This window comes from Pseudomonas reinekei (assembly GCF_001945365.1).
Lineage (GTDB): Bacteria > Pseudomonadota > Gammaproteobacteria > Pseudomonadales > Pseudomonadaceae > Aquipseudomonas > Aquipseudomonas reinekei.
This window is the reverse complement of sequence record NZ_MSTQ01000027.1, coordinates 1-22231: the sequence shown is the minus strand read 5'-3', so window position 1 is coordinate 22231 and position 22231 is coordinate 1. Positions and strand designations below refer to the sequence as shown.

At 59.9% G+C, this 22231-nt stretch carries 26 protein-coding genes; 15 read left to right on the top strand and 11 right to left on the bottom strand.

Going from position 1 to position 22231, the window contains the following annotated elements:
* The first annotated feature begins 9 nt into the window (after positions 1-9).
* Positions 10-807 carry an acyl-CoA thioesterase gene (locus BVK86_RS27185; RefSeq protein WP_075949320.1) on the top strand — a complete coding sequence of 266 codons (798 nt, stop codon included), beginning with the start codon at positions 10-12 and terminating at the stop codon, positions 805-807.
* Here the strand turns inward: BVK86_RS27185 and BVK86_RS27180 are convergent, their stop codons facing one another.
* From BVK86_RS27180 to BVK86_RS27170, 3 genes are all read right to left on the bottom strand, one after another.
* Positions 808-1173 (bottom strand): Mpo1-like protein, encoded by a 366-nt coding sequence (locus BVK86_RS27180; RefSeq protein ID WP_075949319.1) that lies wholly within the window; start codon positions 1171-1173, stop codon positions 808-810. It lies immediately after the preceding gene.
* 117 nt (positions 1174-1290) lie between these two features.
* Positions 1291-2772: a methyl-accepting chemotaxis protein gene (locus BVK86_RS27175; protein WP_075949318.1), complete on the bottom strand. Its 1482-nt coding sequence runs from the start codon at positions 2770-2772 to the stop codon at positions 1291-1293.
* Between the two features lie 178 nt (positions 2773-2950).
* Positions 2951-3766: a TatD family hydrolase gene (locus BVK86_RS27170; protein WP_075949317.1), complete on the bottom strand. Its 816-nt coding sequence runs from the start codon at positions 3764-3766 to the stop codon at positions 2951-2953.
* A gap of 235 nt (positions 3767-4001) precedes the next feature.
* On the opposite strand from BVK86_RS27170, the gene BVK86_RS27165 reads away from it, so the two are divergent.
* From BVK86_RS27165 to BVK86_RS27155, 3 genes are all read left to right on the top strand, one after another.
* A complete protein-coding gene (locus BVK86_RS27165; protein ID WP_075949316.1) occupies positions 4002-5423 on the top strand; it encodes an MltF family protein in 1422 nt (473 codons plus the stop codon).
* A gap of 105 nt (positions 5424-5528) precedes the next feature.
* Positions 5529-5963, top strand: coding sequence for a DoxX family protein (locus BVK86_RS27160; protein ID WP_075949315.1), 435 nt, complete (start codon positions 5529-5531; stop codon positions 5961-5963).
* A 248-nt stretch (positions 5964-6211) separates the two neighbouring features.
* Positions 6212-6520 carry a hypothetical protein gene (locus BVK86_RS27155; protein WP_075949314.1) on the top strand — a complete coding sequence of 103 codons (309 nt, stop codon included), beginning with the start codon at positions 6212-6214 and terminating at the stop codon, positions 6518-6520.
* An 8-nt stretch (positions 6521-6528) separates the two neighbouring features.
* On the opposite strand, the gene greB is transcribed toward BVK86_RS27155, so the two are convergent.
* From greB to BVK86_RS27140, 3 genes are read right to left on the bottom strand one after another with little or no spacing between them, the layout of a single operon-like run.
* Positions 6529-7026 (bottom strand): transcription elongation factor GreB, encoded by a 498-nt coding sequence (gene greB, locus BVK86_RS27150; protein ID WP_034150173.1) that lies wholly within the window; start codon positions 7024-7026, stop codon positions 6529-6531.
* A gap of 34 nt (positions 7027-7060) precedes the next feature.
* Entirely contained in the window at positions 7061-9565 is a 2505-nt protein-coding gene (locus BVK86_RS27145; protein ID WP_075949313.1) for an ABC transporter permease, read from the bottom strand.
* Positions 9565-10248 carry an ABC transporter ATP-binding protein gene (locus BVK86_RS27140; protein WP_007955651.1) on the bottom strand — a complete coding sequence of 228 codons (684 nt, stop codon included), beginning with the start codon at positions 10246-10248 and terminating at the stop codon, positions 9565-9567. The genes BVK86_RS27145 and BVK86_RS27140 overlap by 1 nt, the downstream gene beginning before the upstream one ends.
* A gap of 10 nt (positions 10249-10258) precedes the next feature.
* Here BVK86_RS27140 and BVK86_RS27135 point away from each other — a divergent pair, with 10 nt between their 5' ends.
* The 3 genes from BVK86_RS27135 to BVK86_RS27125 all read left to right on the top strand — a co-directional run bounded on the left by BVK86_RS27135 (position 10259) and on the right by BVK86_RS27125 (position 12289).
* Positions 10259-10864: an arylesterase gene (locus BVK86_RS27135; RefSeq protein WP_075949312.1), complete on the top strand. Its 606-nt coding sequence runs from the start codon at positions 10259-10261 to the stop codon at positions 10862-10864.
* Between the two features lie 56 nt (positions 10865-10920).
* On the top strand, positions 10921-11214 hold the full coding sequence (locus BVK86_RS27130) for a hypothetical protein (RefSeq protein WP_003226812.1): 294 nt from the start codon (positions 10921-10923) through the stop codon (positions 11212-11214).
* Positions 11215-11317: 103 nt separating this feature from the next.
* A complete protein-coding gene (locus tag BVK86_RS27125; RefSeq protein WP_075949311.1) occupies positions 11318-12289 on the top strand; it encodes a L,D-transpeptidase family protein in 972 nt (323 codons plus the stop codon).
* Between the two features lie 123 nt (positions 12290-12412).
* On the opposite strand, the gene oprI is transcribed toward BVK86_RS27125, so the two are convergent.
* The gene (gene oprI, locus BVK86_RS27120; protein WP_003183784.1) at positions 12413-12664 is read right to left on the bottom strand and encodes an outer membrane lipoprotei OprI; all 252 of its coding nucleotides are present in this window, start codon (positions 12662-12664) and stop codon (positions 12413-12415) included.
* Between the two features lie 637 nt (positions 12665-13301).
* Here oprI and BVK86_RS27115 point away from each other — a divergent pair.
* Entirely contained in the window at positions 13302-13589 is a 288-nt protein-coding gene (locus BVK86_RS27115; RefSeq protein WP_020800382.1) for a GNAT family N-acetyltransferase, read from the top strand.
* A 72-nt stretch (positions 13590-13661) separates the two neighbouring features.
* On the opposite strand, the gene BVK86_RS27110 is transcribed toward BVK86_RS27115, so the two are convergent.
* Both BVK86_RS27110 and BVK86_RS27105 read right to left on the bottom strand, forming a co-directional pair.
* Positions 13662-14738 carry a 3-deoxy-7-phosphoheptulonate synthase gene (locus tag BVK86_RS27110; protein WP_075949310.1) on the bottom strand — a complete coding sequence of 359 codons (1077 nt, stop codon included), beginning with the start codon at positions 14736-14738 and terminating at the stop codon, positions 13662-13664.
* A gap of 128 nt (positions 14739-14866) precedes the next feature.
* A complete protein-coding gene (locus BVK86_RS27105) occupies positions 14867-15310 on the bottom strand; it encodes a PilZ domain-containing protein (RefSeq protein WP_075949309.1) in 444 nt (147 codons plus the stop codon).
* Between BVK86_RS27105 and BVK86_RS27100 the strand changes: the two genes are divergently transcribed.
* The 5 genes from BVK86_RS27100 (at position 15309) to cysB (ending at position 19263) form a co-directional block, all read left to right on the top strand.
* Complete coding sequence (locus tag BVK86_RS27100) at positions 15309-15695, top strand: thioredoxin family protein (protein WP_075949308.1); 387 nt, start codon at positions 15309-15311, stop codon at positions 15693-15695. The two genes, BVK86_RS27105 and BVK86_RS27100, sit on opposite strands and share 2 nt — an antisense overlap.
* Positions 15692-16645, top strand: a complete 954-nt coding sequence (locus BVK86_RS27095; RefSeq protein ID WP_075949307.1) for a putative 2-dehydropantoate 2-reductase — start codon at positions 15692-15694, stop codon at positions 16643-16645. Before BVK86_RS27100 ends, BVK86_RS27095 begins: the two co-directional genes overlap by 4 nt.
* Positions 16646-16671: 26 nt before the next feature.
* Entirely contained in the window at positions 16672-17577 is a 906-nt protein-coding gene (locus BVK86_RS27090; RefSeq protein WP_075949306.1) for a 5'-nucleotidase, read from the top strand.
* Positions 17578-17672: 95 nt separating this feature from the next.
* Positions 17673-18176, top strand: coding sequence for a universal stress protein (locus BVK86_RS27085; protein WP_075949305.1), 504 nt, complete (start codon positions 17673-17675; stop codon positions 18174-18176).
* A gap of 112 nt (positions 18177-18288) precedes the next feature.
* On the top strand, positions 18289-19263 hold the full coding sequence (gene cysB, locus BVK86_RS27080) for an HTH-type transcriptional regulator CysB (protein ID WP_007899921.1): 975 nt from the start codon (positions 18289-18291) through the stop codon (positions 19261-19263).
* Positions 19264-19269: 6 nt separating this feature from the next.
* Here the strand turns inward: cysB and BVK86_RS27075 are convergent, their stop codons facing one another.
* Together BVK86_RS27075 and BVK86_RS27070 are read right to left on the bottom strand one after the other, a co-directional pair.
* Positions 19270-19752, bottom strand: a complete 483-nt coding sequence (locus tag BVK86_RS27075; protein WP_075949304.1) for a GreA/GreB family elongation factor — start codon at positions 19750-19752, stop codon at positions 19270-19272.
* Between the two features lie 2 nt (positions 19753-19754).
* A complete protein-coding gene (locus BVK86_RS27070) occupies positions 19755-20162 on the bottom strand; it encodes a hypothetical protein (RefSeq protein ID WP_075949303.1) in 408 nt (135 codons plus the stop codon).
* A 124-nt stretch (positions 20163-20286) separates the two neighbouring features.
* Between BVK86_RS27070 and earP the strand changes: the two genes are divergently transcribed.
* Together earP and BVK86_RS27060 are read left to right on the top strand one after the other, a co-directional pair.
* Positions 20287-21429 (top strand): elongation factor P maturation arginine rhamnosyltransferase EarP, encoded by a 1143-nt coding sequence (gene earP / locus BVK86_RS27065; RefSeq protein WP_075949302.1) that lies wholly within the window; start codon positions 20287-20289, stop codon positions 21427-21429.
* Between the two features lie 48 nt (positions 21430-21477).
* A complete protein-coding gene (locus BVK86_RS27060; RefSeq protein ID WP_075949301.1) occupies positions 21478-22047 on the top strand; it encodes an elongation factor P in 570 nt (189 codons plus the stop codon).
* The last annotated feature ends 184 nt before the right edge of the window (positions 22048-22231 follow it).

Genomic DNA, 22231 nt, shown 5'->3' with positions numbered 1-22231 from the left:
GAGGTTTTCATGCGCTTTTGCGACCTGCTCGACGCCGTCCGCCGCCAACCGCTGGAGCTGACCATCCCGGCCGGTTGGGCTCAGGGACGTGCCAGTTTCGGAGGCCTGGTGGCGGCCTTGCAATACGAAGCCATGCGCGCGAGGGTTCCGGCGGATCGGCTGGTGCGCTCACTGGCGATTACGTTCGTAGGCCCGGTCGAACCGGAAGTCCCTGTCAGTTTTGAAGTCGACGTGCTGCGCGAAGGCAAGGCTGTCAGCCAGGTGCTGGGGCGTGCGATGCAGAAGGGGCAGGTGGTGACGTTGATTCAGGGCAGCTTCGGCGCCTCGCGTCCCTCTGAAGTGGCGGTACAGGCGGAGCCGGCGCCCGAGATGAAGCACTGGGACGACTGCCAGGAGCTGCCGTTCATCGCAGGCGTCGTCCCGGAGTTCATGCGTCATCTGGCGATGCGCTGGAGCGTCGGCGGGCTGCCGTTCAGCGGCAGCACATCGCGCCAGATGGGTGGCTGGGTGCGCTTGCGGGGGGATGTGAAGGAAGAGGCGATCACCGAATCGCACATTCTGGCACTGGTGGACGCCTGGCCACCGGCCGTGATGCCGTTTCTGAAAAAACCGGCCATGGGCAGCACGCTGACCTGGACCATCGAGTTCGTGCAGCCGTTGCTTGAGCTGAGCACCCTGGACTGGTGCAAGTACCTGGTCGAAACCGAATGTGCCGCCAACGGCTACGGTCACGCCGCCGCGAAAATGTGGGACGCGCAAGGTCTCTTGATCGCCATGAGCCGGCAAACGGTGACGGTGTTCGCCTGATCAGTGACGACGGTGGCGTTCCCGCCAGGCACGCCACCAGCCGCCACTGAGGAAAAATCGCGGGAAGGTCAGGAACTGCTCGACCAGCAAGCGCGAGACGGCGTCTTTGCGATCACTGAACGGTTCCGATGCCTGGTTTTCCAGGCTGTGACCATGGCGTTGCAAGCCGAGTGCCGCGATCACCCCGATGATGCCGATGGCAACGTTCGCCAGATTCAGGCCGAACACGCCGGACACAATCAACAGAAACGCCACGATGAACAGGGGCACGGCAATCAGGTGCAGCACCAGATTGGTCGGGTGCTGGTGATTGTTCGGGTAGGCACGCCATTGCCAGGCGGGAAGGTTGGGGTGACGTTTGCCCATGATGCTAATCCTCGATCCATGTTGAACACATGATTGAAGAATAGGCACGGCCGAGTCGGGCGGCGAATCAAGGTTGGCTATGGCGGCGATAGGTGTAATGGGCCGCGATTTTTGACCTCAAAGCTTCAACTGCCCGATCGCCTTGCTCAACTCTCCGGCCAGCGCCGCCAGTTCATGACTGGTCGCCGCCGAACTGACCGTCTGCTGCACGGTGTTCTCCGTCACATCGCGGATGCTCACCACCGCCCGGTTCATTTCCTCTGCCACCTGACTCTGCTGTTCCGCCGCCACGGCGATCTGCGTATTGCTTTCGCGCATCTGCGCTACGGCGCCGGTGATTTGCGCCAGCGCCGCGCCAGCCTCCTGGGCCTGTTGCACGCAATCGTCAGCCCTGAACGAGCTTTCCTGCATGAAGTCCACGGCATCCCGCGTCCCGGCCTGCAAGGCCGACACCATCACGGTGATTTCATCTGTCGACGCCTGCACGCGCTTGGCCAGGTTGCGCACTTCATCGGCGACCACCGCAAACCCGCGACCCATTTCACCGGCCCGGGCCGCTTCAATCGCCGCGTTGAGCGCCAGAAGGTTGGTCTGCTCGGCAATGCTGTGAATCACATTGACCACGCCGTTGATTTTCTGACTGTCCTCGGCCAGCCGCTGAATCATCTCGGCGGTCTGCTGCACCCCGGTGGACAACCCGGCAATCGACTTCTGCACGCGCATGACCACCGCCTGCCCGCTGCCAGCCAAAGTGTCGGCCGATTGCGACAAATCACGGGTGGCGCCGGCGTGTTGGGCAATGTGGTAGACGGTGGCGGTCATTTCATTGATGGCGGTGGCGGCTTGATCGGTTTCACTCTGCTGACCCAGCATGCCGTGCTGCACTTCGCTCATGCTGGTTGCCAGTCGTGCGGCGCCATCATCGAGTTGGCGTGCGGTACTGGCAACGGTGTTGACCACCCGTTGATAACCGGCCTGCATGGCATTGAAGGCGTTCGCCATCTGCCCGACTTCGTCGCTGCCGGCCAGCGGAACGCGGGCCGACAGGTCGCCGGTTTTCTCCACGTGAAGCATCACGTCCTTCAAGGTATTGAGCTGACTGAGCAGGAAGCGGATCAACAACTGCGAGGCACCGAGCATGGCCAGCATCAATACGAACACCGCCACCGCATAGTTGGCCAGACGCTCGCTGAACACCTGGCTCAGACTCGTGCCTGGGGCCATCACAGCGACCTGTTGGCCATCCGCGCGCGTGAACACCTCGGCGCCAATCAACAGGTTGTCACCGAACAACGGCATCGCGTTGATCTCGACCCAGCCCTTGGCATCGGCCAGCTCCAGCACCGGCTGCCCGTTGAGCAACGGTGCCTGGCCGCGATTGAACGTCAGCAGATTCTCGATGTGGGGCAGCGGTTGCCCGGTGGGCCATGTCTCCAGTAATCGCGCCTGTGCCTGAGCCGATAGCTGCGCGGCATGGTTGCGGGCCTGTTGTTCGAGCTGCACGGCGTAGAGCACCAGCAGCAACGTGGTGATGAAGGCGACGGCGTTCACCGCCCAGAATTTGTATTTCAGCGAGATATTGCTAAGCCAGGCACCCATGGAGGTCTTCTCTGATAGCGGAAACAGCATTGGCAAGGTGCCAGTATTGTGCCGCTATGCAGAAACGGGGGGTTGATATGGATCAATGTGGAAGCGAGTCTGCTCGCGAAGGCGGCGTGGCAGTCGATATTGCGTCGACCGGTGTACCGCTATCGCGAGCAGGCGTTCTAACGGGGGATCATGCTGACTGGGAAAGGGAGGGCAGTGCGTAAAACGCCCGTGCACACGCGGTCGTGTGCGCCGCCAGATCTTCCTGGGTCTCTGCGCGATGCAATGCCACCTCACGCAACACCTCGGTCAGATACGCCGGCTCATTGCGGCCATTCTTTGGCTTCGGCCGCAAACTGCGGGGCAGCAGGTACGGGGCATCACTCTCCAGCATCAAGCGTCCGCGCTTGATCTCTTTGACCAGTGGATGCAAATGCGTGCTCCGGCGTTCATCGCAAATCCAGCCAGTGATGCCGATGTGCAAATCCAGATCGAGGTAGCTGAACAGCGCAGACTTTTCCCCGGTGAAGCAGTGCACCACCGCAGCGGGCAGTTGATCACGAAAGTCGCGCAGGATTTCCAGAAGACGCTGACTGGCATCCCGTTCGTGCAGGAACACCGGCATTTGCAGTTCAACGGCCATTGCCAGATGTTCTTCCAGGACTTTTTCCTGCTGTGGGCGCGGTGAGAAATCGCGATTGAAATCCAGGCCGCATTCACCCACGGCGACCACATTCGGCTCTTTGAGCAGACTGCGCAGGCGTCGGGCGCTGTCGGCATTCCAGTCACTGGCCGAATGGGGGTGAATGCCGGCGGTGGCGAACAGCCGTTGCGCGCTTTCATCCAGCTGCCCGCACAGCTCAAGCGCCTGCTCGCTGCCTTCGACACTGGTGCCGGTCAATACCAATTGGCACACGCCAGCGGCATAGGCGCGGTCGAGTACAGCCTGGTGTTTGTCGGCAAAACTGGGGTTGGTCAGGTTGACGCCGATATCGATGAGTTGCATGGTGCTACCTCGGACCAAAGGCCGGAAAGCATATCAGAGCTGTAGATTTATAAGAAAAACCAAGAACTACAACGAGTTATAGCTGTCATTTGATTCCGCGGGAGTGGGCAGGGTGGTCAGAGTGCCATCACTGTGCCAGTCTTTCGCACTTTGCCAGCGCTCAGGCGCTCTGTTGTTGTCCCGTGATTTCATGAAATCACTCATGTGATCAACCCGCATTCTTTCCGGAGAGTGGATGATTCGTCCCTCGGTTTTGCTATTGCTGTGTAGTGCGCTGCTGCTGCCGATGTCGGCGGTCGCGCGTTTGCCCGGCCCGCTGCAAGCCGTGCCGGCCGCCAAAGTCCGGGACCTGACGGAAATCCGCAGCAGTCGAGTGCTGCGGGTGCTAGTCAACCAGAGCCGCAACAGCTCCGGCGAAGTCCAGGGCCAGGCCATCGGTGTCGAATACCATCGCTTGCGCGCCTTCGAGCAATACCTCAATGGTTACGCCCGTGATGGTCAGGAAATCAGCCTCAAGATCATTCCCAAAGCCAAGGATCAACTGCTCGGCGCGTTGCAGCGCGGGGAGGGCGATCTGGTTGCGCCTGGGGAGTTGCTTGACCTGCAACCGGGTTACGCCGTCAGCAGCAGCGAACCGGTGGCCAGCAATATTCCGTTGGTGCTGGTAGGCATCAAAGGCGAGCGTCGTTACACCCGGCTCGAACAGCTGTCAGGTAAAACACTGGCGTTGCCGACGGGCAGTGCCGCCGGGGATGCCATCAGCCAGATCAATCAAAAGCTCGCACTGCACAAACTGCCACCGATCATCATCGAATGGGTCGACCCCAGTCTGGCGGTCGAAGACGTGCTGGAGATGGTGCAGGGCGGGATCTTTCACCTGACCATCGTCGAACAACCGATTGCCGAGCGCTGGGGCAAGATCCTGCCGAAATTGCGTGTCGATCGACAGGTGCTCATCAGCGAGCCGGGCGAAGAGTTCTGGTTTGTGCGTCGCGATGCATCCATGCTGCGGGCCAGCATCGATCGCTTTCTCACCGGTTACAAAAAACCGTCGGATCAGGATGCGGCCTTCCTGCGGATCTATCGGCGCCTTTACCAGGTTCACTATCCACTGGCCAAGGCTGACCGACAGCGTCTGGAGAAACTTCGCCCGGTACTGCAAAAACATGCCGATGCCCAAGGCATGGACTGGCTGAACCTGGCGGCGCTGGCGTTCAAGGAGTCAGGCTTGAAACCCACGGCCCGCGGCGGCGGTGCGCCGACGGGGCTGATGCAGATCACGCCATCGGCGGCCCAACGGGTAGGGGTCAGCAACATTCAGGAGCTCGATGCCAATGTGCAGGCCGGGGCCAAGTATCTGGCGATGATTCGTCGCAAGTTTTTCGCCAGCCCCAAACTCAACGAACGCGAGCGCATGGCATTCGTGCTGGCGGCCTACAACATCGGCCCGGAGCGGGTTCAGGGGATGCGTGCCGAGGCGCGGCGACGGGGCTTGAATCCGAACCAGTGGTTTTTCCAGGTCGAGCGCGTTGCCATGGAGCAGGTGGGGATGGGGCCTGTCAGCTATGTTAATAGCGTGAACAAGTATTACTTGGCGTTCGATCGGGAGCGGGAGTCGTTGGAGCCCCAGGGGCAAAAAGTTGCCCTTCGTAAGTGATCGAATAAACTGATTGTAAAGGTGGATTTTTTGCGCTTTTAACATGAGATTTACTGATTAATATAGCGGCCAATCAACACACACTCTCTCAATGGATGACACAGCATGAGCACACTGATCAACAAGGTATTGTTTACCCGCGCTGGCTACGGCCTGACTGTTTTGCGGATTGTCGTCGGCATCATCTTCGCTGCCCACGGCTCGCAGAAACTGTTCGGGGCCTTCGGTGGCTACGGGCTGGCCGGCACCGCGCAATACATGGAGAGTATCGGCCTGGCGCCGGGCTACCTGATGGCGACGCTGGCCGGTGGTACGGAGTTCTTCGCCGGGCTGGCGCTGATCATTGGCCTGCTGGCTCGTCCGGCAGCGCTGGGCCTGACCTTCCTTTCCCTGGTGGCGATTTTCTCGGTGCATATCAGCAACGGTTTGTTCATGGCCAACAACGGTTATGAGTTCGCCCTCGCCCTGCTCGGCGGCAGCATCGCGGTGCTGATCGAAGGCGCCGGCAAGCTCTCGGCAGACCGTGCCATCGCGGGCTGACCGCTCTGGCTCAACGAAAAGGCCCGCATTGTGCGGGCCTTTTTTGTTGTGCGTCATTCTTGACACTGTCCGGTCAGCTTCTCTAGGATGCTGCCCATGCGCCGATTTAAACAGCTACTTGCGGGGCGCCAGGTGACTCATTCCGTTGCCGATAGAAGCTTGAAGCAAGCTTCGAAATACCGCTAAAGCGCTGGTTCGGTGTTGCCTCTCACCTGCCATGCAGACTTTTGAGGCAGAGACACGACACGATGAATGCACTAAGCCCTGTAGTACGTCCCGCGCCGATCACGGCACATCTCACCCAGCGCAACCCGAAAATCCTGCTTGGCGGCAAACATCAGCCAACGCTTTTGCGTTACCTCGATGGCTGGCCACGTCGTACCGGCGGTCCGGCGGCGTTTCTGATCCAGTTCGTTGAAGACGGCGAATCCCTGGCCCGTTTTGCCAGCGACAGTTTTGATCTGGCGGTGATTCAATCGCCGAGCCTTGAAGACGCCCATGAAGTCATCAAGCAACTGACCCGTGTCGCCCGGCAAGGGCTGATTACCCGTCGCTGAGCGGCGACTTACGGATAATCGATCGCCACGATATACACGCATTGTTCGCCGGTCGGCGTCTGGACCCGCACTTCGGCGTCCAGTGCCTTGCCGATCAAGGCGCGGGCCAGCGGCGAGTCGATGCTGATCAGGCCTTGCTTCAGGTCCAGTTCATCCGGCCCGACGATGCGATAGCGTGACTCTTTGCCATCCTCGTCCTCAATGGTGACCCACGCGCCGAAATAGACTTTGTTCGGGTCGCTGGGTTTTTCGCTGACAACCTTGAGCGCTTCCAGGCGTTTGGTAAGAAAACGCACACGACTGTCGATTTCCCGCAGCATCTTTTTGCCGTAGGTGTATTCGGCGTTTTCCGAACGGTCGCCCTGTGCCGCCGCTTCGCTGACAGACTGCGTGACTTGCGGACGACGCACGTGCCAGAGCTCATGAAACTCGGCACGCATCCGCGCTTCACCTTCGGGGGTGATCAGCGCGGTGCCGGCGGTGCGGGGAGGGCGGTAACGGCTCATGGCGACTTCTTGTGATTAAGAGCGCTTGAGTTTATCAACCCTCGCGCAAAACTGTCAGCGGGCTGGCATTCAAGGCGCGGCGGGTGCCAAACACACCGGCGCCGCCGATCAGCACTGCACCGATCAATGGCAGAATCAGGAGCCACGGATGCGGGTGCCAGGGCAGGTCGAACGCATATCGGTAGAGCACCAGGCTCACCACTTCCGAGCCCAGCGCTGCCAGCAAGCCGCTGACCGCGCCCAGCAAACCGAACTCGATCCGTCGTGCCTTGACCAGCAATTGCCGCTCCGCTCCCAGCGCCCGCAGTAAAGCGCCCTGGCGAATGCGCTCGTCCAGTGTCGCTTGCAGGCCGGAAAACAACACCGCCATCCCTGCTGCCAGCACGAACAACAGCACGTACTCCACCGCCAGGGTGACTTGGGCGAGGATGCTGCGCAGTTGCTCCAGCAGCGCCTCGACTTGCAGGATGGTCACGGCGGGGAAAGACCGGGACAGATCGACGATCTGCTGGTCATGACCCGGCGCCAGATAGAAGCTGGTCAGGTAAGTCGCCGGCAGGTCCTTCAAGGTGCCGGGCTGGAAGATCATGAAGAAGTTCGGCTGGAAGTTATCCCAATTGATATCCCGCAAACTGGTGACTTTGGCCTCGCGATTTACCCCGCCGACGGTGAAGACCAGATGGTCGCCCAGCTTGAGCTTCAGGCTTTCGGCGACTTTGCCTTCTACCGAGACGCCGGGAATGTCATCCGGCGCCTGCTCGGGCCACCAATTGCCGGCTGTGAGTGTGTTGCCGGCGGGCAGGTCTGCCGCCCAGGTCAGGCTCAGGTCACGCTGGATCGCCCGGTCACCTGCGGATTCCTTGGTGACGACTTGCTGCACCGGCTCGCCATTAATGCTGATCAGGCGTCCCGGCACCACCGGATAGAGGGGCGCTGATTGTGCCGACAGTTCCATCAGGCGATCGGCGAAGGCCTGTTTATCGTCCGGCAGAATGTTCAAGGCGAAATAATTCGGGGCGTTCTTCGGTAGCTGGTTTTGCCAGGTGTCCAGCAACTCACCGCGCAGCAACGCGATCAACGCCATCGACAGCAGGATCAGGCCGAATGCCAGCGATTGTCCCGCCGCCGCCAGGGGATGACGCAACAGTTGACCCAGCCCCAGCCGCCACGGCAGGGACGCACGGGCGAGCATCCGTCGCAGGCTTTTGAGCAACAGCAACAACAAACCACCCAGTACCAGCGCGGCAACGACGCCACCACCGAGCAGGGCGAAGGTCAGTAGCAGGTCCAGGCTCAGTCGCCACATGATCAGGCCGAGGGCGCCCAATGCCGCGCCGTAGACCATCCAGGTACTGGAGGGGATCGGCAGCATGTCCCGGCGCAGTACTCGCAGCGGTGGAACCCGACCCAGCGCAGCCAGGGGCGGCAAGGCGAAACCGGCCAGCGCCACCAGGCCCGTACCGATCCCGGCGAGGGCCGGAAACAGGCCGCCCGGCGGCACGTCGGTGGGCAACAAGTCATGCAGCAGGGCGAACAGCCCCAATTGCGCCAGCCAGCCGATGGCGGCACCACTGATGCTGGCGAGTAGACCGAGCACGGTCAGTTGCAGGCTGAACAGCACCAGGGTTTCCCGTCGCGACAATCCGAGGCAGCGCAACAGCGCACTGGCATCAAAGCGGCGGGTGGCGAAACGTGTCGCTGACAGTGCCACGGCGACACCAGCCAGCAGCACCGCGACCAGACTGGCCATGTTCAAGTAGCGCTCAGCCTTGCCCAGGGCGCCGCCGATTTGCCGGTTACCGTCGCGGGCATCCTGGATGCGCTGGTTGGCGGCCAGGCCGGGTTTGATCAGTTGTCGATAGGTTTCCAGTGTCTCGGCGTTGCCGCGCCAGAGCTCGCGGTAACTGACCCGGCTGCCGGGCTGCACAACGCCGGTGGCGGCGAGGTCGCTGAGGTTGATCAGTACGCGCGGCGTCAAACTGTAGAAGTTGCCGGCGCGGTCGGGTTCGTAGGTCAGCACCCGCGCCAGTGTCAGGGTTTTCATGCCGACATCGATGCTGTCGCCGATCTTCAGGTTCAGCGCCGTCAGCAATCGGGCTTCGACCCAGGCTTCGCCGGGTTTCGGGCCGCCTCCGGGTTCTTCCGGGGCGAAGGGGGCCGGGGCGCTTTTCAGTTCGCCGCGCAGTGGATAAACGTCGTCGGCAGCCTTGATGCTGGACAGTTGAATGCCGTTATCGGTGGCGATGACGCTGGAGAACTCCACCACTTGCGCATGCTGGAGACCCAGCTCGGTGCCGATTCTGATCTGTTCCGGGCGCGCCGCAGAACTGCCTTCCAGCACCAGATCGGCCCCCAGGAATTCTGTGGCGCGCAGCATCATGGCGCCGTTCAGGCGAGCGCCGAAGTAACCGATGGCAGTACTCGCGGCCACGGCCACCAATAGCGCGAAAAACAATACGCGCAATTCACCGGCGCGAGCGTCGCGCAGCAGTTGGCGGAGGGCGAGGCTGAACAGGCGCAACAGCGGCAGACGTGCCATCAAGGCTCCAGAGGGGCGACCAGCAGGCCGGCTTCAAGACGGATCAGGCGCCGGCAGCGATGTGCCAGGCGTTCATCGTGGGTCACCAGCACCAGCGTCGTGCCGCGCTCTTTGTTGAGCTCGAACAACAGATCGCTGATGCGCTCACCAGTATGGCTGTCGAGGTTGCCGGTGGGCTCGTCGGCGAAGAGCACGTCGGGCTCGGCGGCAAACGCCCGGGCAATCGCCACGCGCTGCTGTTCGCCGCCGGAGAGCTGGCGGGGCGAGTGGGTCAGGCGTTGGCCCAGGCCGACCCGTTGCAGCAGCTCGGTGGCGCGGCTACGGGCGTCCTTGCGGCCATCGAGTTCCAGCGGCAGCATGACGTTTTCCAGGGCGTTGAGGCTGTCGAGCAACTGGAACGACTGAAAAACAAAACCGACATGTTCGGCGCGGATGCGCGCGCGCTGGTCTTCGTCAAGGTTACTCAGGCCCTGGCCGGCGAGGGTGACTTCACCGCTGCTGGGCAGGTCGAGGCCGGCCAGCAGGCCGAGGAGGGTGGATTTGCCGGAACCGGACGCGCCAACGATGGCCAGGCTGTCGCCCTTGTTCAGTTCCAGGCTAAGTTCGTGCAGGATAGTCAGTTCACCTTCCGCGCTGGGAACCACTTTGCTGAGGTTCTTCGCGGTGAGAATGCTTGCGCCCATGGAGAATCCGATGCGTGTGTGGTTTTTGAGTGCTGGCCTGGCCTTGATGTGCATGGCCCAGAACGCAGCGGCGGGTACTGTCCTGATCGTTGGGGATAGTATCAGCGCCGGTTTCGGACTGGATACCCGGCTGGGGTGGGTGTCATTGCTTGAGCAGCGGCTCAAGCGCGAAGGTTTTGACGATAAAGTGATCAATGCGTCCATCAGCGGCGACACCAGTGCCGGGGGCCAGGCGCGGCTGCCCGCGCTGCTTGCAGAGCATAAACCGGAGTTGGTGATCCTCGAGTTGGGGGGCAATGACGGGCTGCGTGGATTGCTGCCAACGCAATTGCAACAAAATCTTGCGTCGATGATCGACAGCGCTCGAGCCAGTGGTGCCAAGGTGTTGCTGCTCGGCATGCAATTGCCACCCAATTACGGTGCTCGTTACACCAAGGCTTTCGCCGATGTTTACAGCAACCTGGCCGACGAGAAAAAAATCCCGCTGGTGCCGTTTTTTCTCGAAGGCGTGGGCGGTCATCCCGACCTGATGCAGGCTGATGGCATACACCCGGCGGCCGGGGCTCAGGGCAAGTTACTGGAAAATGTCTGGCCTACTCTAAAACCGCTGTTATGACACTTTTCTAGCGGCAGGCTTTCGGCTAAGGTGGCGCCCCCGATTTGGAGCCCCCGATGCCGCGTCCTGCCTGGTCACTTTTTGCCTATCAACTGATCGAGCCTGACGAACAGCTGGATCTGTTCGCCTGCCAGGAAGTGCGGGTGCATCTTGTGACGCGTCAGCTGGAGCTGGGTGGTTCGGCTGACAGGACGTTGTGCGGCAGTCTGTTGCCGGCGCAGCCGCGTTGGTCGAGTGTGGATCGTCGGGTGTTTCAGGATCAGCGTCTTTGTTCGCTGTGCCGGGCGATTCTCGAGTCGCAAAAACGCGGCACCTCGCCGATCTGGCCAGAGCTGCGGTTCGAGCTGTAAATCGTCAACGATAGCAAGCTATCGGCCAGCTCCCCGAAATAATGGACGGCGGTGTACAATCGCGGTCTTATACCCTCTGTTGATCATGCGAAGGATTTTCCGGATGTTGCCGCGCTTTCCTGCCGTCACCCGCTGCCTGACACTTGCCGCCCTCTTTGTGGCGGGTCCCGTCGCAGCATTGGAGCTGCCACTACCACCGCCTGGAGAAGACATCGTCGGCCAGGTGCAAGTGATCAAGGCCAAGTACGAAGATACCTTCGCTGACCTTGGCACCACCTACGACCTGGGCTACACGGAAATGGTCGCGGCCAACCCGGGCGTCGACCCATGGTTGCCGGGCGCCGGCACCGAAATCGTCCTGCCGACCCGTTTCATCCTGCCGCCGGGCCCGCGTGAAGGCATCGTCATCAACCTGGCCGAGTATCGCCTCTACTACTACCCGAAAGGCAAGAACACGGTATACACCTTCCCGCTGGGTATCGGTCGTGAAGGCTGGGGCTCGCCGATCGCCCACACCAGCATCATCGCCAAGACGCCGAACCCTACGTGGACGCCTCCAGCGTCCATCAAGGCCGAGCACGCCGCCGATGGCGATCCACTGCCAAACGTAGTGCCGGCCGGCCCGGACAACCCGTTGGGCCCGTTCAAGTTCACCCTGGGCACGCCTGGCTACCTGATCCACGGTTCGAACAAGAAATTCGGCATCGGCATGCGCACCAGCCACGGTTGCTTCCGCATGTTCAACAACAACGTGCTGGAAATGGCCGGCATGGTTCCGGTCGGGACGTCGGTGCGTATCATCAACGACTCCTACAAGTTCGGCGTGAGTGGCGGCAAGGTTTACCTGGAAGCCCACACGCCGCTGGACGACAAGGGCAACCCGTCGGTGGTCGACAAGCACACAGCGGTGATCAACGCGATGCTCAAGCGTGAAGACATCACCAACAACCTGCGCATGAACTGGGATGTGGTGCGTGATGTGGTCGCGGCCGAAGATGGCCTGCCGGTGGAAATCGGCGTACCGAGCGCTGCTGCTCCGATGGTCTCGAGTGCGCCGCTGGACCCACTGCAGTAACGCTTGAAAGGAGCCCGTCGATGCTGCTCGCATCGACGGGTTTTTTATTGCCTGCAATAAACGCCAGGCAATAAAAAAGCCGACCCAAAAATGGGTCGGCTTGATAACAATCCCGAAGGACTATTACTTGCGGCTAGCTTTTTCCAGCATGCGCAGAGCACGCTCGTTAGCTTCGTCAGCAGTCTGTTGTGCTTTTTGAGCAGCAGCCAGAGCTTCATCAGCTTTACGGTAAGCTTCGTCTGCACGAGCCTGGGAGCGAGCAGCTGCGTCTTCAGTAGCGGTCAGACGTGCTTCGGTTTCTTTCGATGCGCTGCTGCAACCGGTAGCCAGAACTGCGGCCAGAGCCAGAGCAGAGAATTTCAGAACGTTGTTCATCGTGTTCCCCTTCAAGGACTTTCTATTAAGTGGCTGTCTCCTCCGAGTGAGGAAATAGCCGGCGTACATACTACCCATAACTTGAACTAAGTAAAACTGACGTGAAGCAAGAAACAAAAAAATTGTAGGCGTTGATTCTTTTTCGAGCAACTTTTAACTGCGCTGTTTAAAAAATATCCAGCTACAAGGCCCGAGCTGAGCGAGCCGCAGAAGAAAAGTTCCCGACGCTTACGGCTCTTTTTCCTGTCTTGGCTAAAGTCTGGCTAGATAGATTCGTCTACACTTTCGTTCGGATTTTGCGCAGCGTCTCTCAATATCTTTCTGCTTATCAGGTGACTTTAACAACGGGCGCTCGTCTTAAGTCTCAACATCCGGCAATGTTCAGGCTTTCGACCCTGGGGGATCTTTGGTCGAACCCGTCCTGCGTGACCCGGAGCGGCACCTGCCAACCTGCATGATGACGAGCGTACCTTGAGCATTTCTGCCAATGGTGCCTACTATTTGTACGTGCTCGGTTGCGCGAGATCGGTGTAGCTCTTTTCGGTGTCCATTCAGGCACGGGGTGGCGTAGATGTTCCTTCGCCGGAAAAACATCGGTAAGGTAGGGGTCGAAATCCAAGACCCGCGAGGAGTAGTGATGAGCGAGGCGTTGTCCATCCACCATGACCAGGCTGGTCATCAGTTCGAGACCAATGTGGACGGTCATCGTGCCTACCTGACTTATATGGATCTGGGGAAACAGACCCTGGATATCTATCGCACGTTCGTGCCTAACGCTCTGCGTGGTCGCGGCATTGCCGCCGCACTGACCGAGCAGGCACTGCAGTACGCCGAGGAGATGGGCTACACGGTGATCCCGTCGTGCTCCTACGTCGAACGCTACATGGAGCGTCACCAGCGGCATGCGGCCAAGCTGAGTCAGTGACCTTCAACAAAACGAATGCATAAAAAAACGCCGGGCATTGCCCGGCGTTTTTTTGTCTGCTGCGAATGGCGATCAGGTGCGTTCGCGTTTTGGCAGCACATCCTTGAGCTTGGCATGCATGCTGCGCAAGGTGTTTTCGGTAGCGGTCCAGTCGATGCAGGCATCCGTGATCGACACGCCGTATTGCAGGTCGGCAAGGTCTTTCGGGATCGCCTGGCAGCCCCAGTTCAGGTGACTCTCGACCATCAGGCCGATGATCGACTGGTTGCCTTCGAGGATCTGGTTGGCGACGTTCTCCATCACCAGCGGTTGCAGGGCCGGATCCTTGTTGGAGTTGGCGTGGCTGCAATCGACCATGATGTTCGGCTTGATCTTCGCTTTGTTCAGCGCTTGTTCGCACAGGGCGACGCTGACCGAATCGTAGTTCGGCTTGCCGTTGCCACCACGCAGCACGACGTGCCCGTAGGCGTTGCCCTTGGTGGTCACGATCGACACGCCACCTTCCTGGTTGATCCCCAGGAAACGGTGCGGGCTGGAAACCGATTGCAGGGCGTTGATCGCCACGGTCAGGCCGCCATCGGTGCCGTTCTTGAAGCCAACGGCCGAGGACAGGCCGGACGCCATTTCACGGTGAGTCTGGGATTCGGTGGTGCGCGCGCCGATGGCCGACCAGCTGATCAGGTCCTGCAAATATTGCGGGGAGATCGGGTCGAGGGCTTCGGTAGCGGTTGGCAGGCCTTTTTCGGCCAGGTCCAGCAGCAGTTGACGACCGATGTGCAGACCGTCCTGGATCTTGAACGAGTCGTCCAGATAAGGGTCGTTGATCAAGCCTTTCCAGCCGACGGTGGTGCGCGGCTTCTCGAAATACACGCGCATGACCAGATACAGGGTATCGGACACTTCCGCGGCGAGAACCTTCAGGCGGTCGGCGTATTCGTGGGCTGCCTTGATGTCGTGGATCGAGCAAGGCCCGATGACGACGAACAGGCGATGGTCGGTGCCATCGAGAATGTTGCGAATGACTTCGCGGCCCTTGGTCACGGTGCGCAGCGCAGCGTCGCTCAGGGGAATATCGCGCTTGAGCTGATCGGGGGTGATCAGTGTCTCGTTGGAGGCGACGTTTAGGTCGTTGATCGGTAAATCAGCCATCGTTTACTCGTCAGGTCACGGGTGCCGGCCGCCAGCGAACCCGCGCGGCGGAGCACAGCAAATTAAGCGCGTCGGGGAGCCGAACCTTAGCGCGTTACACCGTGGCTAGACAATGGGCTGGCAGCGCTTTAATCCAGTACAGGCTGTGCAAATGCCTTGCGAACCGTTTCATGGGAGAACTCGTCGGCGTGTTCCTGGACCCACTCCAGCGCCAGCGCCTGAATTTCCTGCAGATCATTGTGGGTGTCGTGCTCACGGCAGTAACGCTCGATCTGGCACACCTGCTCGCCCATTCGGGCGCTGAACAGCGTTTGCTCGTCGACGAAGGCAATGCCCACCAGGTAGCCGTGCTTTCGTCGCAGGCACCAGGCCACATAGCCCAAAAAGCGCATGTCGGGGCTCACTGTCGGCATGCGCACTTCGAGCGCCGTGCCGTGCCGCCACGCACGGTGATAATTGCAAGCCATGCCCCCGAGGCTGATAGTGTGCAACTGTCGTCGCGAAATACACTCAGGTTTGAGCAGCGTCAATTCCACGGGCACATCGTCAGGATGAGGAATGAATCGTCCCATGAACACGGACTCCATGTGTCGGCCATCTGACATTGTTTCCCCCAGTATAGTGGTCGAATCGGAACTGACCGATTTCGACGCCGACCAACGGCTGCTGGCGATGAACGGCGTGTCGCTGGTGATTTTCACCAGTGTCGGCTGTTCCAGTTGCCGTTTTGCCCGTGAGCAATTACCGGCACTCGATCTGGATATCGATCGGCTCTGCTGGATCGATGCCGGGAACAATGGCGGGGTGGTCGAGCGATATCAGGTTTTTCACTTGCCGGCGCTGTTTCTGGTGCGTGACGGTGAGTTCTTCGGGGCATTGCATTCGCGCCTGACCGGCACCGAACTGAATCGGGCGATCCGTCAGGCGCTGAGTCGAACAGCAGAGGAGTTGCCATGATGGGGGCAGTTGCCAAACCGACGATCGGTATTATCGGCACCGGTGCAATCGGTGGTTTCTACGGAGTGATGCTGGCGCGTGCCGGTTTCGATGTGCACTTTCTGTTGCGCAGCGAGTTTTGCGCGGTGGCCGAAAACGGGTTGCAAGTAAACAGTGCACCCCATGGTTCGCTGACGTTGAATCCGGTGCAGGCCTATTCGAACGCGCAAGACATGCCGCCTTGCGACTGGTTGCTGGTGGGCGCCAAGACCACCAGCAACGCGGATCTGGCGCCGGCGATCCTGCGCGCCGCCGCGCCGAACGCCAAAGTTCTGTTGTTGCAGAATGGCCTGGATGTCGAAGACAGCCTGCGCGAGTTGCTTCCTGATTCGCTGCATCTGCTGGGCGGGCTTTGCTACATCTGCGTTCATCGCGAAGGACCGGGGGTCGTCACCCATCAGGCGCTCGGTGCGGTGCATGTCGGCTACCACAGTGGCCCGGCCGATGAATCGACGCGCACGGCGATCGTCGAGGAAGGTGTCGGGCTGTTCCGGAGCGCCGGGATCGATTCCCAGGCCATGGCGAACCTGCATCAGGCGCGCTGGCAGAAACTGGTCTGGAATATCCCCTACAACGGTCTGTCGGTGTTGCTCGGGGCGAGCACCACACCCTTGATGGCCGATGCCGACAGCGGCGAAATGGTCAAGGCACTGATGGCCGAAGTGGTGCAGGGTGCAATCGCCTGTGGTCACGACGTGCCACCCGGTTATGCCGAGCACTTGTTCATGATGACCGAGAAAATGCCCGCCTACTGGCCGAGCATGTACCACGATTTCCTGCACAAACGCCCACTCGAGCTGCAGGCCATCTACGCCCGGCCTCTGGCTGCGGCCAAAGCGGCGGGCTGTGAAATGCCGCGAGTCGAGGCGTTGTATCGCAGCTTGAGGTTCATCGATCGACGCAATGCTTGAGTTGATCAAGGCAAGGGGGGAAGCGAATGCCAAAGGCAATTGACGACAAACTGGTGCTGGCGATTTCGTCGCGAGCGTTGTTCGACCTGAGTGAAAGCCACAAGGTCTACCTGTCGAGTGGCGTCGAGGCTTACCGGCAGTATCAGATCGAGCATGAAGACGAAATCCTCGAGCCCGGTGATGCGTTTCCGTTGGTGCAAAAACTTCTGAACCTCAACGCCAGCCTCGGCCGCGCCCGGGTCGAAGTCATCCTGGTGTCGCGCAACAGCGCCGACACCGGCCTGCGCGTATTCAACTCGATCCATCATTACGGGCTGGCGATTTCCCGCGCGGCATTCGTCGGCGGGCGCAGCCCTTATCCGTACCTCAAGGCGTTTGGCTGCGACCTGTTTCTGTCGACCCACGCCGAAGATGTGCGCAGTGCCCTGGATGCCGGTTTCGCCGCGGCGACCATTTTGTCCGGCGGTGCCAGCCGTGCAGCCAGCGACGAACTGCGCATCGCGTTCGACGGGGATGCGGTGCTGTTTTCCGATGAATCGGAGCGCGTCTATCAGGCCGGTGGTCTGGAGGCGTTTCAGGCCAGCGAGCGCGAAGCGGCGCGCGAGCCCTTGCGCGGTGGGCCGTTCAAGGGGTTTCTCGCGGCCCTCAACGTGTTGCAGCGCGAGTTCCCGGACGGCGAGTGCCCCATCCGCACGGCGCTGGTAACGGCGCGCTCGGCGCCGGCCCATGAGCGGGTAATCCGCACGTTGCGCGAATGGGACATTCGTCTGGATGAGTCGCTGTTCCTCGGTGGCCTGACCAAATCGGCTTTTCTCGAAGCCTTTGCCGCCGACGTGTTTTTCGATGATCAGGCCGGCCACTGCGAACTGGCCCGTGAAGTCGTCGCCACCGGTCATGTGCCCCATGGCATAAGCAACGAGCAAAAGGTTTAAGCCCCGCCGTTCAACGCGTTACGCAGGGCGTCGCACTCGCCAAGGCGCTGCTAAGCTGAATCAATCTCCGCCATGTTGGCATTCGAGGAGGTCATATGATTCGTTCGATGCTGTACGCCACTGACCTCGGCCTGTACGCCCCTGTGGTGATGCAGCACGCTCTGGAAATGGCTCGGACATTCAATGCCGACTTGTATGTGGTGCATGCGGTGGAACCCATGGGGCTGTTCGCTGAATCGGTGCTGCAGAGCTACCTTGACGAGCAGGCGTTGAACGAGTTTCACAGCCAGGGTCTGAACACGGTCATCGCCAGTATCGAGCAGCGGGTACTGGACAGTTTTCGTGAAGAACTGGGGGAAGAGGGTGCGCTGGACCTGAAAAGAATCCAGGCGGTACGGGTGCTGCAGGGCGATCCGTCGCAGGTGATTCTCGACCAGGCGCAGAAACTCTCCGTGGATTTGTTGATCGTAGGTAGTCACAGCCACGGCGCTGGTGCGGAAACGCCGTTGGGCCGCACTGCAGCGCGTGTCTTGCAGTTGTCCAAGGTGCCGGTTTATCTGGTGCCGCTGGTGCAACGCCGTCGCCAAGGGGATCGCTAGAGCACGAAGAGTGGCGCTTTGACAAAAAAGTTCTAGATTTATTCTTCGAACCATTAATATAGTTATATATCGTCGCTGATGCCGTGGCGTCTATCTGCTTTGAGGGATTCATATGAAGCTTCAACAACTGCGCTACATCTGGGAAGTGGCGCACCACGACCTCAACGTTTCCGCTACAGCCCAAAGCCTCTATACCTCGCAACCGGGCATCAGCAAACAGATCCGCCTGCTGGAAGACGAATTAGGCGTCGAAGTGTTCGCCCGCAGCGGCAAGCACCTGACCCGCGTTACTCCGGCCGGTGAGCGCATCATCACCACCGCCGGCGAAATCCTGCGAAAGGTTGAAAGCATCAAGCAGATCGCCCAGGAATTTTCCAACGAGAAAAAAGGCACCCTGTCGATCGCCACCACCCACACCCAGGCGCGTTATGCATTGCCGCCGGTGATCAGCAATTTCATCAAGCAGTACCCGGACGTTGCCCTGCACATGCACCAGGGTTCGCCGATGCAGATCGCCGAAATGGCCGCCGACGGCACCGTGGATTTCGCCATCGCCACCGAAGCGCTCGAATTGTTCGGTGATTTGGTGATGATGCCCTGCTACCGCTGGAACCGCTGCGTGGTCGTGCCTCAGGGCCACCCGCTGACCAAGCTGTCGAAGCTGACCCTCGAAGCCCTGGCCGAATACCCGATCGTGACGTATGTGTTCGGTTTCACGGGCCGTTCCAAGCTCGACGAAGCTTTCAGCCATCGTGGCCTGACCCCGAAAGTGGTGTTCACCGCCGCCGACGCTGACGTGATCAAAACCTACGTTCGCCTGGGCCTGGGTGTAGGAATCGTGGCGAAAATGGCCGTCGACACCAAACTCGACAGCGACCTGGTGGTGCTCGATGCCAGCGAACTGTTCGAGTCCAGCATCACCAAGATCGGCTTCCGTCGCGGCACGTTCCTGCGTGGTTTCATGTGCGATTTTATCGAGAAATTCGCCCCGCACCTGACCCGCGAAGTCATGGCCAAGGCCATTCAGTGCCACAACAAACAGGAACTGGAAGAGCTGTTCGACGGCGTCGAACTGCCGGTCCATTAAGCCTTTCTAGATGACCTCGGTGACAGCGAACTGTTGCCGAGCGCCCGCCACCAGTATCTCCACCTCATCACCTTCGAACTTGCCCAGCAGGCTTTTGCCCAGCGGTGAGCGCGGGGTGATGACGGTAATCAACTGCCCCACCAGATCGACTTTCAGGCCCGCCGCATCAGGCGCCAGGAACAGCCATTGCTCACGGCCCTTTTCGTCTTCCAGGCCGAGCAGGGCGCCGATCTCGATACCCCGTTGATCGTCATACGCTCGCAACGCCAGGTTCTGGCAAAGCGTCAGTGACTGGCGAATCTCTTCAACCCGTTTGGCCTGCCCGGCGGCCAGATAGGAGGCCTCCAGTCCCAGCGTGTCGTACTTGTTTTCAGCGATGTTCTCTTCGTGGGTCGCGGTTTCGTAAGCGGTCTGCGCAGCCCGTTCAGCGATGTCGAGATCGACTCGCAGCTTGTCGAGAATCAGTTGGTGGACAGTTTGCTTGTTCATGATCAATCGCAGAATTGCAGGACATTGGCGCGGCTTTTTTCGCTCGGTGCTGTCTGGTCCTGTTGCAGCCAGAACTGGCATTTGGCGTTCGACAGATTGCGGTTGCTGCCGCGCGCCTGATCGAGTCGTTGCGCCTGCTCGTTCTTGCGCAGGTTCTCTTCATATTGCTCGAACAGAGGGCTCGGTGGCGGAATATCCGGAACCTGTTGCACCACGGGCGGGTTCGCCAGTTGCTGCACTGCCTGAGCCACCGGGGCCAGTTGCTCGCTGAAGAACAGGCGCGAGGCGAGCCAGCAGGTCAGCGCGATGGCGAGAAAGCCCAGCCACAAACCGAGGGCAATGCTGCCGGTCAGTTGCACGGCATTGAGCTGGATCGGCAACGGGCGGCGCGGAGTGGGACGGTAGGGCATGACTGCCTCCTGGCGGTGAGTCGCGGGCGAGTGCCGATTGTCGCACGAAGATTAATCGTCGTCGGCTCTTCTGCGCAGGGTAATTTATGCGGACAATCGCTGCCTTTGCCAACGGGAACCTGGAATGTCTGAATTGAAAACCCGCTGGGATATTTTTTGCACCGTGGTCGATAACTACGGCGACATCGGTGTGACCTGGCGTCTGGCTCGGCAACTGGTGGCCGAGCATTCGCTGGCGGTGCGTTTATGGGTCGATGACCTGCGTGCCTTCGAGCGCATGTGCCCCGAGATCGATGTCCATGTCGCGCAGCAATGGCAGCAGGGTGTCGAGGTCCGTCGGTGGCCGGCCGAGTGGCTGCCGACCGAGGCCGCGGATGTGGTGATCGCGGCATTCGCCTGCCAGTTGCCCGCGACCTATATGGAGGCGATGGCCGAGCGTAAACAACCGCCGCTGTGGATGAATCTCGATTACCTGAGTGCCGAGGACTGGGTGATGGGTTGTCACGGCCTGCCATCGGTGAAATACAAGCACGTGCAGAAGTACTTCTTCTTCCCGGGTTTTCAGAAAGGTACGGGCGGCTTGTTGCGTGAAAGCGGTTTGCTGGAACGGCGTCGGCAGTTTCAACAGGATCCACAGGCTCAACGAACATTCCTGCAAGGTCTGGGGGTCGACCGAGCGCCGGATGCGCAGTTGATTTCGCTGTTTGCCTACGAAAACGCCGGGCTGGCCAGCTGGCTGGATGCGTTGGCCAGCGATTCGATGTCCACTCATGTGCTGGTGCCTGAGGGGCGGGTGCTCGGCGATGTCGAGCGCTGGCTGGGCGTGAACGATCTGCAGGCCGGCGCGCTGCATGTGCGCGAAGCCGTGACCGTGCAGGTGCTGCCGTTTGTCCGTCAGGACCAATATGACCAGTTGCTGTGGTGCTGTGATTTCAACGCCGTGCGCGGCGAAGATTCCTTCGTCCGTGCGCAATGGGCGGGTCGGCCTTTGCTCTGGCATATCTATCAGCAGGAAGAGGATGTCCATCTGGACAAGCTCGAAGCCTTCCTTGCGTTGTATGTCAAAGGGCTATCGGCGCCTGCCAGTGAGGCGATCAGCGGTCTTTGGCGGGCGTGGAACGCCGGGGCAAAAATGACCGACCACTGGCATTCCACCCGTAAACACTGGCCGGAGCTGGAAAAACACGCCGAGACGTGGTGTCTGGAACAGGCCTTGCAGGCCGATCTTGCCACGGCGCTGGTACAGTTTTATGGAAATTGGATATGATACGCGGCCTAGATTTTTGTAAATCCCATCCAAATTCGGATATTCGCAATGAAAACTGGTAAAGAACTGAAACCCGGTACCGTGATCCGTCTCGAAAACGATCCTTGGCTGGTTCAGAAAGCTGAATTCACCAAGTCGGGTCGTAACAGCGCGATCATGAAGACCAAGCTGAAAAACCTGCTGACCGGTTACAAGACCGAGATCGTTTACAGCGCCGACGACAAACTGGACGACGTAATCCTCGACCGCAAAGAAGCGACCCTGTCCTTCATCAGCGGCGACACCTACACGTTCATGGACACCTCCGACTACACCATGTACGAGCTGAACGCTGACGATATCGAAGCTGTTCTGCCGTTCATCGAAGAAGGCATGGAAGACGTCTGCGAAGCTGTGTTCTTCGAAGGCCGTCTGGTTTCCGTAGAACTGCCGACCACCATCGTGCGTCAGGTTGACTACACCGAAGGTTCCGCTCGCGGTGACACTTCCGGCAAGGTAATGAAGCCTGCCAAACTGAAGAACGGTACCGAGCTGTCGGTTGCTGACTTCATCGAAATCGGCGACATGATCGAGATCGATACCCGCGAAGGCGGTTCCTACAAAGGCCGTGCTAAATAAGCACTGCTTCAGGAATGAAAAAGCCCGACCATTGAGTCGGGCTTTTTTTTGCCTGAGTGTCCCGTCCTGAATAAGGTTTACACCTTCTGACTTCTTTTCAGGAAGGTGCAATGGATACGGGCACGAAGCGCAGTCAGCGTGATTACACACTGACTTTTAAATTATCGGTTGTCGACCAGGTCGA